Here is a 14,427-nt window from a genome sequence, read left to right as displayed (position 1 = left end):
GGCGTAGACGGTCGTGGACCTGGAGACCTCGGTCTTGTCGGTGAACTGATCGCCCGAGCCGTCCCTCTCGGTGTTCCAGCCGTCGAACGCCCAGCCCTTGCGGGTCGGGGCGGTCTTGGGCAGCGCGAAGGTGTAACTGTCCTTATCTGCAGTCTTATCTTGCAAAAACTTTTGAGGATAAGCAGGATCGTATGCGCCATTATCATCAAAAGTCAGCGATAACTTTGCTGCGACCTGCCACATGTGAAAATCATCAGTACCGTCGGCATCCCTGAAGCGCTTAAGGTAATAGCCCTCACCAACCGCATCCTCGTTGCCAAGAATAAAAGTGCTTTGCTTAGGCGCATCACCACTAGCTTTGGAGAGTACGTAGTTATCTCCGAGTGACGGCACTTTCAAATTCTGCCAATTGTTCGGATCAACCGTATTAACAGTAGTCTTCCCTGACGATTCCCCTTTTACAATAAGGGGAATGTCACCGCCATCATCCGTGCCATCATAGTTATTAGTAACAGCCGGCAGTCTAATTTCAGCGTCATCGCCACGGTAATTTCCTTGGAATAATGCGGGTGCCATTAAGGCAAGTGTGCCCTTATTAATAACGGCACCTTTCAAATTACTTGAACCGTGATCGATGAGAATGCCATTACTGCCAATAGAAGTGGTTCCCTTAACAAAAATATCGTTATAGTCATTCGCAGTATTGTATTGTTGCTCCCAAGTACCATTGATATCGGCATAACCATATACGTAGGCTTGAGAGCCAGCTGTCGTCAAAACGCTGCCCTCATCTACCCGAAGGCCATTGTCTTCAATTAATTCATAGCTAGAAGCATTGTTGCAACCAAATTTGGTCGTTACATTTGTATTCGATTGACCAGTAATAGCGATCTTATTTACAGAAGAAATCGTACCGGCCGTAATTTCGGAGTTATCAGTAACATTCAATGCAGATGCGTACTTAATATAAGGAATCTCAGCCACAGTCCCTGCAATATTGATTGTGGGAGAAGAAGACCCCTTGGGAAGCCCATAGTACACACCCGTAACGCCCGTAGCTATTTCCGGTCGTCCAGCAATATTAATGAAGGAACCGTCAGAAATCGATACATTCTTGTTCGAAGTCAACGAAACGTAGCCAACACTGCCGCTATTCAGACTGATAGATAGCTTTCCTCTAGCCTTTACGCTCGATCCCTCATCCGACGAATTGGTCAGGTCGTTCTCGCAGAAAACATACCCATGAGAATCGCCCGCTTCATCCCTCAGCTCAACACCAGAAGCGTTCACGGCGATATCACCGTTTACAGCACTCCACTCTGCTCCATAAATAGAGCCAACATGGGAGCCGTGGACATTAACGGTAATAGATCCGCCAACGTTCGCTTTCTTCGAACCTTCAATAAAAGGGACATCATTGGGTATCGATCCACCTTTATCCCAGCCCCAAACATTCTCGTAAGCATCGATAACGACATCGCCATCGACCTCATAAACTCCATCTGGGATCATTTGTCCTGCGCCAATTATTGGCCAATTGCTATTAAGACGAAGCATTTTGTCGGTGTTTTCATAAGTACTGCTGCCCGCAATAATATGAATGTTGCCTTTAATAGGCGCAGGGTCACCAAAATGACCGCAAATTTCATTTACCCGACCCGAGCGAACATCAAGCGTCACGTTGCCGCGCATCTCGCAACCGTAAGTGCCTTCGATAGCAGGAGAAACTTCGGAGTTGGCATTGTCGTAAACAAGCGTGGCGTTACCACCTACATAAACAGCAGGAAAGCCGTTTCCATCGCCGCTCGACCCATCGCCGCGCATGCAACCGGGATTAACGTGATTACCGCTAGCCATGCGAAGGTTACCGCTGATCTCAAGATAGGTGTCATGCTCGACGGACCCTTGATATGAACCACCGATGACGTCATGAAGGCCAGCGCCACTACCAGGATTGATATATCCAGACGCGGCTATCACCACATGTGTGTGATCGACAGTCGACCTATAGCCACCGCCATAAAGTGTTTCAGAGAGGTTGAGCTCGCAGTTACGAGTGAAAACGGTATCGAAACCATTGCAATAGAATTTTCCTGAACCAACCACTTCGACGTTGTCAAAAGTACAAGATCCGGAAAGCATGGCACGGTTGGAGAAGTGCAAGGTTGCGCGATTATCACCGTCACTCGTCACGGTAATCTTCTTGTTAGCAACGCCGAAAGTCGAAACGTAATCTTGGGTCGGCACCACAAAAGACGAGCCGCCTTTTAGGACAAGTCTGATCTCCGATAAATTATCGGAGGCGATTTTATTCAGCGCATCCTCAAATGTTGATTGATCATTAACTTGATAAACACCAGATTCTGCTGCATCAGAATTCGATTCATCAGATGTTTCATTCACATTCACATCGTTTGACTGCTTATCCGAGACATCAGATTCAGGTTTTTGATCATCACTTGAAACCGTATTGTCGTTAGACGAAGCCTCGACCGCCCCCCCCCTTGACCCAGAATCACTATCAGCAGATTCATTAGACAGATTCTCCGAAGTCGTGTTTTGCTGAGGGTCATTATTCACTATTACGTCAGCAAATACGCTCGTAGGAATCGTATTAAACACGAACAAAAAAGAGACGAGCCAAACGAGAGCTCGCCTGCAGCGTGGCAATCTCACAAACCGCCCTTTCTACTCAACTGACATGAACCGGTAAAGGGCGACAAAATACCCAGAGGCAAAGGCATATATTTCACTCTTACTGAATGTACTGTCTGGCACATTGGTTTTAGTTTAATACCAGTGTTTTGTCTGACAAGAGAACGCGTTTATTGCCATGAAATAGAAACGACCAAAAATTAGTGTCACGACCAGCCAGAATTGATCGATGTGCATTAATTTCCTAAGACCTAATGAACAAACAATGAACAAACTCCACACCATAGCCATGGGGAAACTAGGAATTCGCCCGGAGAAGACGTTCGGCTTTTAGTTAAATAGTTAAAACGCTTCAGTTTATTGAAGCGTTTTAGTGTGCCTTTTACAGGAATCTTACCACTCACCGAATTATTTATTGCTATCATGCAAGACGTAGGGTAAATCTCCGATCGCAAGGAGACACAAATGGTGAAAAAGTCACCGGAAAACACTACTCCCGCAATTGTGGACAACGTAGAGGCGCTTGAGGCTAAGCTCGCTCAGATGCGAGAGGCCCAGGCGCTTTTTGCTACGTACACGCAGGAGCAGGTCGACAAGATCTTCTATGAGGCCGCCATGGCCGCCAACAAGGCTCGTATCCCGTTGGCGAAGATGGCCATCGAGGAGACCGGCCGCGGCGTTCTTGAGGACAAGGTCATCAAGAACCACTACGCCGCAGAGTACATCTACAACGCTTACAAGAACACCAAGACCTGTGGTGTCCTGGAGCGCGACGAGGCCTACGGCATCACCAAGATCGCCGAGCCCATCGGCATCGTGGGCGCCGTCATCCCGACGACCAACCCCACCTCCACTGCGATCTTCAAGACGCTGATCAGCCTGAAGACCCGCAACGCCATCATCATCTCCCCGCACCCGGCTGCCGCCAAGTGCACCATCGCCGCCGCTAAGCTCGTGCTTGACGCCGCCGTCAAGGCCGGTGCCCCCGAGGGCATCATCGGCTGGGTCGATGTCCCCTCCATCGAGCTGACCAACATGGTCATGCGCGACGTCGACATCATCCTCGCCACCGGTGGCCCGGGCATGGTCAAGGCCGCCTACTCCTCGGGCAAGCCCGCCTTGGGCGTTGGCGCCGGTAACACCCCGGTCGTCATCGACGACACCGCCGACGTGCTGCTCGCCGTCAACTCCATCATCCACTCCAAGACCTTCGACAACGGCATGATCTGCGCTTCCGAGCAGTCCGTGACCGTCATCGACACCATCTATGACCAGGTTAAGGCCGAGTTCCAGAAGCGCGGCTGCTACTTCGTCAAGCAGGGTGCCGAGATGGAGGCCCTGCGTGCCGCCATGTTCAAGAACGGCGCCCTCGATCACCGCATTCCCGGCATGGCTGCCGCCAAGATCGCCGAGCTCGCCGGCATCGAGGTTCCCGCCAAGACCAAGATCCTGATCGCCGAGGTCACCTCCACCGACCCCGCCAAGGAAGAGTTCTCCCACGAGAAGCTCTCCCCGGTCCTGGCCATGTATCACGCCAAGGACTTCCAGGAGGCCGTCGACAAGGCCGAGCACCTGGTGCTCGCCGGTGGCCCGGGCCACACCGCCTCTCTGTACGTGCACCCCGCCCAGGCCGAGAAGATCAGTCTGTTCGAGCACGTCATGAAGGCCTGCCGTATCGTCATCAACACCCCGTCCTCGCACGGCGGCATCGGTGACCTGTACAACTTTGGCATGAAGCCGTCTCTGACCCTGGGCTGCGGCTCCTGGGGCGGCAACTCCGTCTCCGAGAACGTTGGGGTGAAGCACTTGATCAACGTTAAGACTGTGGCCGAGCGCCGTGAGAACATGCTGTGGTTCCGCGCTCCCGAGAAGGTCTACTTCAAGAAGGGTTCCACGCCCGTCGCCCTCGACGAGCTCGGTACCGTCATGGGCAAGAAGCGCGCCTTCATCGTCACCGACCAGTTCCTCTTCAAGAATGGTAACACCCGCGCCATCGAGGCCAAGCTCGACGAGATGGGCATCGCCCACGACTGCTTCTACGACGTCGAGCCCGATCCGTCGCTGCAGTGCGCACGTCGCGGCGCCAAGCAGATGGCTCTCTTTGAGCCGGACGTCATCATCGCCGTCGGCGGTGGCTCCGCTATGGACGCCGGCAAGATCATGTGGATGATGTACGAGCACCCCGAGTGCAAGTTTGAGGACATGGCCATGGACTTCATGGACATCCGCAAGCGTATCTTCACTTTCCCCGAGATGGGCAAGAAGGCCTACTTCGTCGCCGTCCCGACCTCTTCGGGTACCGGCTCCGAGTGCACGCCGTTCGCCATCATCACCGACAAGGAGACCGGCATCAAGTGGCCGCTCGCCGACTACGCGCTGCTCCCCAACATGGCTATCGTCGACGCCGACAACTGCATGACCGCCCCGCGCGGCCTGACCGCTGCCTCCGGCATCGACGTCATGACCCACGCCATCGAGTCCTACGTCTCCATCATGGCTTCCGACTACACCAAGGGCCTCTCCGAGCGCGCTGCTAAGCTCGTCTTCGAGAACCTGCCCTCCAGCTTCACGAACGGCGCCAAGGACCCGCATGCCCGCGAGGAGATGCACAACGCCTCTTGCATGGCCGGTATGGCCTTCGCCAACGCCTTCCTGGGCCTCAACCACTCCATGGCTCACAAGCTCGGCGCCTTCCATCACCTGCCCCACGGCCTCGCCAACGCCGTCATCCTGACCCGCGTTATGCGCTACAACGCCGCCGAGGCTCCCGTCAAGATGGGTACCTTCTCCCAGTATCCTTACCCCAACGCGCTGCACAACTACGCCGAGATGGCCAAGTACTGCGGCATCGAGGGCAAGGACGACAAGGAGGTCTTCGAGAACTTCATCACGAAGCTCGAGGAGCTCAAGGACTTCATCGGCGTCAAGAAGACCATCGCCGACTACGGTGTTGACGAGCAGTACTTCCTCGACACCCTCGACGAGATGACCGAGCAGGCATTCAACGACCAGTGCACCGGCGCAAACCCGCGCTACCCGCTCATGAGCGAGATCAAGGAGCTCTACCTGGACGCCTACTACGGCCGCGAGCCTCAGGACTACGCCGTCTGCTAGTTTTAGCACGGTTTTTAACGGCGGGGGTGCACGGGTGTTTCACACACCCCCGCCGTCGCTTCTATCGCATCGTTGAAAGGATGCAACCATGCTGCTACCCGATTCCAAGACCGAGCTCGTCCGCCGTGGCAACAAGGTCGTTTACGACCTGGGCGACAAGATCGTCAAGGTCTTTAACGAGACCAAGCCTGTCTCCGACGTGTTCAACGAGGCTTTGAATCTTGCCCGCATCAATGAGTGCGGCATCCGCAGCCCCAAGGCTCTCGAGGTTTCCCAGCTCGAGAACGCCAACGGCTGGGCGCTCGTGACCGAGAAGGTTCCGGGCACCACCCTTGCCGAGAAGATGACTGCCGAGCCCCAGCGCTTTGGTGAGTATCTCGAGATGTTCGTCGACCTCCAGATCGAGATCCACGGCTACACCTCCCCGCTGCTCAACCGTCAGCGCGACAAGTTCGCCCGCATGATCGACAGCCTTGATCAGCTCAATGCCACCACGCGCTACAACCTTCAGGAGCGTCTGGACGGAATGACCAAGGAGTTCAAGGTCTGCCACGGCGACTTCAACCCCTCCAACGTCATCGTCGGCGACGGCGGCCAGCTCTATGTGTGCGACTGGGCACACGCCACCCAGGGCTCCCCTGCTGCCGACGTTGCCACCACCTACCTGCTCTTCGCCCTCAACAGCAAGGATCAGGCTGAGGCCTACCTGGAGCTCTACTGCGACCGCGCCGACATGCCCATGCAGGTCGTGCGTCAGTGGACGAGCATCGTCGCCGCTTCCGAGCTCGCTCGTAAGCGCAACGTGAACGATGAGTTCCTGAAGAACTGGATCGACGTCGTCGATTATCAGTAATATCTGAGCGATTTATTTCGCATCGGAGGCACAAGAAAACCCCGCAGCTCATATGGGCTGTGGGGTTTTCCTTTACCCATCGAGTTTATTCACGCAACAAAATAGACTGCTCCGCATCTCTTCCTAAGAGAGATACGGAGCAGTCCCGCGATTACATCTAATAGCAGAAACGTCGATTAACGGCGGGCCGCCTTAACAAGCTCGGCAACCTTGGCGACGACCTCGTCAATCGCCACGTCCTCGCGCTCGCCCGTGGCACGGTCCTTGAGCTCAACGGTGCCATTCTTAAGGCCACGCTTGCCAAGCACCACCTGATACGGGAATCCCATAAGGTCGTTATCGGCAAACTTAAAGCCGGGACGCTCGTCACGGTCGTCGACGACGACCTCGATACCCTCGGCGCACAAGCCCTCGACGATTTGGTCGCAGACGGTTGCGCACTCCTCCTTCTTGGGATCGAGCGGAATCACAGCGACCTCGTACGGGGCAACGGAAACCGGCCAGACGATACCGTGCTCGTCGTTGTGCTGCTCCACGACGGCAGCAAGCGAGCGGGACACGCCCACGCCGTAGCAACCCATGATAAGCGGCTTCTCCTTGCCGTCCTCGTCCATAAAGGTGGCGCCCATGGCCTCGGAATACTTGGTACCCAGCTGGAAGACCTGCGAAACCTCGATGCCGCGAGCAGCAGAGAGCGGCTTGCCGCAGTGCGGGCAGGGATCGCCGGCAACGACGGTTACCAGGTCGGCCCACTCGTCGACGGTAAAGTCGCGCTCGGGGCAGGCACCGGTAAAGTGATAATCGACCTCGTTGGCACCGCAGGCCCACTGCTTGGACTCGCGCAGGCTCTCGTCGCACACCAGGCGAATGCCCTCGGGCAGGTTAACCGGTCCGATAAAGCCCTTATGCAGACCGTAGGTCTGGAGCTCCTCATCAGTCATCATGCGATAGCCCTTGCCAAAGACATGCTCGGCCTTGCAATCGTTGAGCTCGTGGTCGCCCGGAACAATGGCCACGACGGGCTTGCCCCCGGCGTCGATGAGTGCCAGAGACTTACGCGTGCCGTTCTCGGGGAAGCCGAAGAACTTTGCAACGGCCTCGATGGTGCCCATGCCCGGAGTCTCGACCTTGGTAAGCGTACCGTCGCCAGGACCCTCGGTCACAACGACCTTGGTGCTTGCGGCCTCGTCATCGGCAGCAAAGCCGCAATCGTCGCAGTAGACGAGCGAAGCCTCGCCGGCGTCGGCCAAAGCCATGTACTCGACGGAGGTATCGCCACCGATCTCGCCGGAGTCGGCGACAACGGGCAGAGCCTTGATGTAGCAGCGCTCGCAAATGTTGGCATAGGCCTGCTTCATCTTGTCGTACTCCTCCTGCAGACTCTCCTGCGTGGCGGAGAAGCTGTAGGCGTCCTTCATGATGAACTCGCGACCGCGCATCAGGCCAAAGCGAGGGCGGAACTCGTCGCGGAACTTGTCCTGAATGTGGTACAGGTTGACGGGCAGCTGCTTATAGGAGCGCAGCTCATTGCGCACTAGGGCCGTGACGGTCTCCTCGTGCGTGGGTCCGAGCACAAACTCGCGGCCGTGGCGGTCATCAAAGCGCACAAGCTCCTTGCCATAGGCATCGATACGGCCGGACTCACGCCACAGCTCGGCATCGACCATGATGGGCATCATAAGCTCCTGGGCGCCGGCAGCGTCCATCTCGTCGCGCACGATGTTCTCAATCTTGCGGATCGAGCGCCAAGCAAGCGGCAGATAGGAATACAGGCCGGCGGCCTCCTTGCGGATCATGCCGGCACGGAGCAACAGGCGGTGGCTGGCGAGCTCAGCGTCCGCCGGATCCTCTTTAAGCGTCGGCGTATAGAGCTTAGACATATACATTGCTCGAGTCATTTACTTCTCCTCAATAAGCTTGTCGACCTCGGCCATAAGCGCGTCGACAATTTGGTCCTCAGCTACTTTACCAATGATCTGGCCATGCGAAAAGAGCAAGGCCTGACCACGTCCGCAAGCAACGCCCAGGTCGGCATCAGAAGCCTCACCGGGGCCATTAACGGCACATCCCATGACGGCAATCGAAAGCGGCGCGGAATAGTTCTTAAGCCGCTCGGTGACCTCCTCGGCGATGGGAATGAGGTTAACCTGGCAGCGGGCGCACGTGGGGCACGAGACAATCTCGGGACCACGGCGACGCAGGCCCAGCGACTGTAGAATTCCCCAGGCGACCGGCGGCTCCTCAACCGGATCGGCCGTGAGCGACACACGCATGGTGTCGCCGATGCCTTCGGAAAGCAAGATACCCAAGCCTACAGAGCTCTTGATGGTGCCCTGAAGCTTGGTCCCCGCCTCCGTCACGCCCAGGTGAAGCGGAACGTGGGGAATCTCACGTGACAGGGCTCGATAGGTATCGAGCGTCGTTTGCACGCTATGGGCCTTGGCCGAAAGCACAATGTTCGTAAAGCCGCGATCCTCAAAGTGCTTGACGAAGCGCTCGCTCGACATCACGAGCTTTTCGGGCTGCGTGAGGTCGTCGCGCTCGGCAATATCTTGCTCAAGCGAGCCCGCGTTCACGCCAATGCGAATCGCACAGCCCGAGGCACCCGCAGCATCGATCACCGCGTCAACCTTGGCCCAATCGCCGATATTGCCGGGATTGATGCGCAGCTTGGCGGCACCGGCCTCAACGGCACCAATGGCGAGCTTATGGTTAAAATGGATATCGGCGACAATCGGCACCGGAGACTCGGCACAGATGGTGCGGAAGCCCTCAAGCGCGGCCTCGGAGGGCACGCTCACGCGCACGATATCGCAGCCAGCCTGCGCCAACGCGCACACTTGCGCAAGCGTTGCCTGGGCATCAGCAGTATCGGTGCAGGTCATAGACTGAACCACGACCGGAGCGCCACCACCGATCTGCACGCCGCCCACATGCACGGGGCGCGTCAACTCGCGAGGCAAAGGATGGGATAAAGACAATCCAAACACTCCCCTACAGAATAAAACGAAGGATGTCGGAACGAAGCATATAGACAAACAGCAGTGCAAAGAGCGCGATGCCGACATAGCTGACGATTGTCTGCACTTTGAGCGGCAGCTCGCGGCCCGCAATCTTTTGAATGATCTCGATGACCAGCTTGCCGCCATCGAGTGGTGGGATGGGCAGCAGGTTCATAAAGCCAAGCGAGAACGAAATGAGGGCGGCAAACGAAAGGAACGTGGCAGGGCCGGCAGCAGCGGCCTGTGAGGACATAACGCTAATACCAACGATCGAAGAAGACTGATCGAGAATCTCCATCGTATGCTGCGGCTGGAGCAGGCGCATCACGCCATCCGCTGTCTGCACGACATAGGAGAACGACAGGCGAGCCGACGTGATGGGGTCTAAACGGACCACCTGCGTAGAGGCATACACACCTAGGCGCTCGTCCTCTTTGAGCGCAACCGTGGTCGAATGCTGCTTGCCGTCACGCTCGTACTCGATGGCGATATCGTCCTTACCGGCAGCCTTGCCGATGGCATCGTAGACATCCATCCAAGTGGAACATGAGGCACCGTCAACCGAAAGGATCGCGTCACCGCCCTCGATACCCGCCTTGGCGGCAATAGACCCCTCGTCAACCTGACCGATCACGTTGGTATCCATCGGCACGGTGACACCCGCAATGGAATAGATGCTCATAAGGAGCAAAAAACCCGTCAAGATATTGACGATAATGCCCGCGAGCAGCATAAAGGCGCGCTTGAGAAAGCCTTGGCCAAGATAGGTGTGCGAGCGCTCTTGCGCAAGGAACTCGGCCTCGCCGCACGGCAGCTCCCACACATCGCCCTCGGCAGTCGCATGTTCGCGATCGAAACGGCGACCATCAAAGGTGGTATAGCCTGCCTTGTCTCGCGGCAACGTCTGATATTTGGTGGGACAGTAGCTCGGCGAGGGCTTCTCCCCTTCCTCATACCAGGGCGCGATGGAGCCCCAGCCCAGCAAAAGGGCGCATGCCTCGAGCACATCCTCCTCGGAAAGCTCGAGCTCGACAGCAAGGTCGGCCACGGTCACGCGACCATGACGATAGATAGCCGCGAGCACGCGGTCGGCGCACGAAACATCGGTCGGATCCATACCGCAGATGGCAGCGTAGCCACCCAGCAGCAGCGGGGTCACGCCAAACTTGGTTCCAATGCGACGCGACGTGTAATGGATGTCAAAGCGGCACGGCAGACCCAAAAAGAACTCGGTCACACGGACGCCGCAGGCACGCGCCGCCAAAAAGTGGCCGCCCTCGTGCAAAAACACGAGGACGGAAAGCATCAGCAGGCCCCAAAAGACCGATGAGAGAACGCTCAGAACAGTATCCATAAAACGAAAAAGCAATCCTTATGGGTTAGGAACGGGTTGCGGCGAGTACCTGCGCAGCCTTTTCACGCGCCCACGCATCGATGTCGCGAAGCTGCTCAAACGAATCGACCACCTGCATATCGTGGGCGTCCATGCAGGATTCCACAATGCGATCGATATCGGTAAAGCTGCAGCCATCGTGCAGGAAGGCATCGACGGCGACCTCGTTGGCGGCATTGAGCACGCACGGCATGGTGCCACCCGTCTTGCCGGCACGCTCGGCCAGTGCCAGACAGCGGAAGGTATCCATGTCGGCAGCATCAAACGTGAGCTGCCCCAGCTCGCGGAAATCGATACGAGGCGCCGGAGTATCCCAACGCTCGGGATACGAGAACGCGAACTGGATGGGAATACGCATGTCGGATGCACCGAGATGCGCCATCACGGAGCCGTCGGCGAACTCGACCATAGAGTGAATCTTGGACTGACGCTGCACGACCACGTTAATGAAATCGAGGTCGCAGTTAAACAGATGCATGGCCTCAATGCGCTCCAGGCCCTTGTTCATGAGGGTGGCGGAGTCAATGGTGATCTTGGCACCCATGGCCCACGTGGGATGCGCGAGGGCATCGGCACGCGTCACGCGATCGAGCTCGTCGCGCGTGCGGCCAAAGAACGGACCGCCCGAGCAGGTGAGCCAAATGCAGTGGGCCTCGCGCGGGTTCTCCCCCAGATAGCACTGGTAGATGGCGGAATGCTCAGAGTCGACCGGAATAAGCTGGCCCGGTTGCGCCAACGGCATAAGCAAGTCGCCACCGACGACGAGGGACTCCTTGTTGGCAAGGGCAAGGCGCTTATTCGAGGTCAAGGCCGCATGGCTCGCCTCGAGACCGGCGGCGCCCACAATAGCGACGAGCACGCAGTCGACATCGTCGCGACGCGCGAGCTCGCAAACCGCCTGCGCGCCAACGCCGAGCTTCGTTCCCTCGGGCAACTCCTGCAGCACGGCGTCATCGCCATGATCGACATCGGCCACGGCAACCGCCGGAACCGAGAACTCGCGGGCAGCGGCAACGAGCTCGGAGGTACTGGAGTTAACGGACAGCGCCGTCACCTGCAGGCGATCGGCATGCTGGCGGCACACATCGAGCGCCTGGGTGCCAATAGAGCCTGTACAGCCCAGGATGGCAACGCGAAGGCGTCCATCGGGGCCATACGTCGTCTGGAAGGACATTACAGCACGCCTCCGATCATCAGCAACAGCTGCGCGGTGATGCAGCCGAAGATAAGCGAATCGCTACGATCGAGCATTCCGCCGTGGCCCGGGATAAGGTTGCCGGAATCTTTGACGCCCACACCGCGCTTGATGCGCGACTCGATAAGGTCGCCGATAACGCCCAGAATGGACACGACCACGCCGCACAGCAGCGCATAGGGCAGGCTGAGCTTGTAGAAGTGCGTCGCCCACAGGATGAGCCAAATCAAAACCGAGCCCAAGATGCCGCCGGCAAACCCCTCCCAGCTCTTTTTGGGAGAGATCTTGGGAACCATCTTGTGCTTGCCGATACGGCTGCCCACGATGTAGGCAAACGAATCGGAGACCCAAAGGGACGCGCAAACGCCCACTGAAAGGAGGGCGCCGGCAAAACCGGGCACGGCATCGCGCAGCAGCACGATAGCCGACAGCATAAAGCCAGTGTAGATGGGACCCATGAGCGTCACGGCCACATCAGAGATGCGGGTACGCGGCGACCAGACATACCAAATGCCCACAGCGAGCATCAAGGCAAAAAGCAGGGCATTCAGCAACATCGAATCGCCCAACGCCGACAGCGGAAAGAGTACGGCGGCAGCGATACCCATGCGCTCGTTAGCCATCTTGCCATCGAGCCTTGTCATACGGAAAAACTCATAGCAGCACAGACCGCTCATGACGGAAACAAAGATGGCCGTGGGCACGATACCCAAAACCAGGCACAGGATAAAGACAACGGCGTAGACGATACCGGCGGCGGCACGGGTAATAAAGCCCGCCAGCCACGAACCGGTGCCGCTCTTCGCTGCAGGCGCTCCCGCAGTGGCAGCTTTGCGCGCAGGCGTCTTGGGAGCAGATGCCTTGGGACGATCGGACACGATTAAGCCTCCTCGGTCTTGCTCAGTCCACCAAACCTACGGTCACGGCCCTGATAGGCCAAAATGGCGTCGACAAGGCCCCAACGATCAAAGTCGGGCCAATAGGTATCGGTGACGTAGAATTCAGAATAAGCCACCTGCCACAGCAGATAGTTCGAAAGGCGCAGCTCACCAGAGGTGCGAATCACAAGCTCAGGATCGGGAAGGCCGGCAGTATAGAGGTGGGAAGCCACCATGTCGTCATCAATTGCGGCAGGATCGATCTTACCGGCGGCAGCGTCGAGTGCAATCTGACGGACAGCGCGGGTAATCTCGGCACGCGCGCCGTAGTTGACGGCAAGCGCCAGCGTCATACCGGTGTGATCGGCGCACTCGGCAAGACCGCGTTCAAAAACGTCGCGGGTCTTCTTGGGCAGCGCGGAAATGTCGCCCAAAAAGACGACGCGCACGTTTTCGCGCTTCAGAAGCGGCAGCTCGTCGATAAGCGTCTTGGCAAACAGATGCATCAAGACGTTGACCTCATGCTGCGGACGGTTCCAGTTTTCGGTAGAAAACGCATAGGCAGAAAGCACGTCGACGCCCAGGCGCACGCAGGCGGTAATGATCTCGCGCAGCGAGAGGATACCTGCCTTATGACCCTCGGTGCGTGCAAGACCGCGCGACGTGGCCCAACGACCGTTGCCGTCCATGATGCACGAGATATGGTGCGGAATGTTATTGAGGTCAAGGTCGGAAAAACCGACGCCCGCAGGGGCGTCGGCAAAGTACTCGACCAGTTTATGCTCGTCGTATTGCACCTTAGATCTCCATGACCTCGGCTTCTTTTTCCTTCAGAAGCTCCTCGACCTTGGCGACATACTCATCGGTGTGCTTCTGGACCTTGGCCTGCTCGCGACGGACATCGTCCTCGGTGAGCTCCTCATCGCGCTCGAGCTTATTGTTGAAGTCGCGACGGATGTTACGGATAGACACCTTGGCCTGCTCGGCGTACTCGCGGCACTCCTTGACGAGTTCGCGACGGCGCTCCTCAGTGGGGGCCGGGAACGGCAGACGAACGACGGTGCCATCGGAGTTGGGGGTAATGCCCAGATCGGAAGCGCCGATGGCCTTGACGATAGCGTTGATGAGCGCCTTGTCCCACGGCTCGATGAGCAGCATGTGAGCCTCGGGGGTCTTGACGGCGGCAACCTGCGTGACCGGCGTGGGGACACCGTAATAATCAACGGTGATGTCGGACAGAATGTTGGCGTTGGCGCGACCGGTACGGACCTTGGAGAAGTTATGCTTGAGGGACTCGAGCGACTTGTCCATATGGGCGGTGATGTTCTCTGCCATGC

General features: G+C 57.4%; 10 protein-coding genes. 2 read left to right on the top strand and 8 right to left on the bottom strand.

From position 1 onward, the window contains the following. Nucleotides 1-2,676, bottom strand: a 2,676-nt coding sequence (locus DWZ52_RS06810) for an InlB B-repeat-containing protein (RefSeq protein ID WP_199579171.1), incomplete at its 3' end; no start/stop codon positions are given. 444 nt (nt 2,677-3,120) lie between these two features. On the opposite strand from DWZ52_RS06810, the gene adhE reads away from it, so the two are divergent. Beyond that, entirely contained in the window at nt 3,121-5,769 is a 2,649-nt protein-coding gene (gene adhE, locus DWZ52_RS06805; RefSeq protein ID WP_055250041.1) for a bifunctional acetaldehyde-CoA/alcohol dehydrogenase, read from the top strand. Nucleotides 5,770-5,857: 88 nt separating this feature from the next. Beyond that, nucleotides 5,858-6,622, top strand: coding sequence for an aminoglycoside phosphotransferase family protein (locus tag DWZ52_RS06800; RefSeq protein WP_118385193.1), 765 nt, complete (start codon nt 5,858-5,860; stop codon nt 6,620-6,622). Between the two features lie 176 nt (nt 6,623-6,798). Here the strand turns inward: DWZ52_RS06800 and DWZ52_RS06795 are convergent, their stop codons facing one another. Genes DWZ52_RS06795 through frr form a run of 7 tightly spaced genes read right to left on the bottom strand, consistent with a single transcriptional unit; the run spans nt 6,799 to nt 14,425 of the window. Then, nucleotides 6,799-8,520, bottom strand: a complete 1,722-nt coding sequence (locus DWZ52_RS06795) for a proline--tRNA ligase (RefSeq protein ID WP_233547285.1) — start codon at nt 8,518-8,520, stop codon at nt 6,799-6,801. Continuing rightward, entirely contained in the window at nt 8,521-9,603 is a 1,083-nt protein-coding gene (gene ispG / locus DWZ52_RS06790) for a flavodoxin-dependent (E)-4-hydroxy-3-methylbut-2-enyl-diphosphate synthase (RefSeq protein WP_118385191.1), read from the bottom strand. Nucleotides 9,604-9,616: 13 nt separating this feature from the next. Then, on the bottom strand, nt 9,617-10,978 hold the full coding sequence (locus DWZ52_RS06785; RefSeq protein WP_118385190.1) for an RIP metalloprotease: 1,362 nt from the start codon (nt 10,976-10,978) through the stop codon (nt 9,617-9,619). 25 nt (nt 10,979-11,003) lie between these two features. Next, nucleotides 11,004-12,191, bottom strand: a complete 1,188-nt coding sequence (gene dxr / locus DWZ52_RS06780) for a 1-deoxy-D-xylulose-5-phosphate reductoisomerase (RefSeq protein WP_117837150.1) — start codon at nt 12,189-12,191, stop codon at nt 11,004-11,006. Continuing rightward, the gene (locus DWZ52_RS06775) at nt 12,191-13,090 is read right to left on the bottom strand and encodes a phosphatidate cytidylyltransferase (protein ID WP_233539903.1); all 900 of its coding nucleotides are present in this window, start codon (nt 13,088-13,090) and stop codon (nt 12,191-12,193) included. Before DWZ52_RS06775 ends, dxr begins: the two co-directional genes overlap by 1 nt. Nucleotides 13,091-13,092: 2 nt before the next feature. Further along, complete coding sequence (locus DWZ52_RS06770) at nt 13,093-13,887, bottom strand: isoprenyl transferase (protein ID WP_118385189.1); 795 nt, start codon at nt 13,885-13,887, stop codon at nt 13,093-13,095. 1 nt (nt 13,888) lies between these two features. After that, nucleotides 13,889-14,425, bottom strand: a complete 537-nt coding sequence (frr, locus tag DWZ52_RS06765; RefSeq protein ID WP_006236112.1) for a ribosome recycling factor — start codon at nt 14,423-14,425, stop codon at nt 13,889-13,891. Between the last annotated feature and the right edge of the window lie 2 nt (nt 14,426-14,427).

Source organism: Collinsella sp. AF33-16, assembly GCF_003475325.1.
Lineage (GTDB): Bacteria > Actinomycetota > Coriobacteriia > Coriobacteriales > Coriobacteriaceae > Collinsella.
Note: the sequence above shows the minus strand (reverse complement) of the source record. Positions and strands in the feature narration are given on the sequence as shown.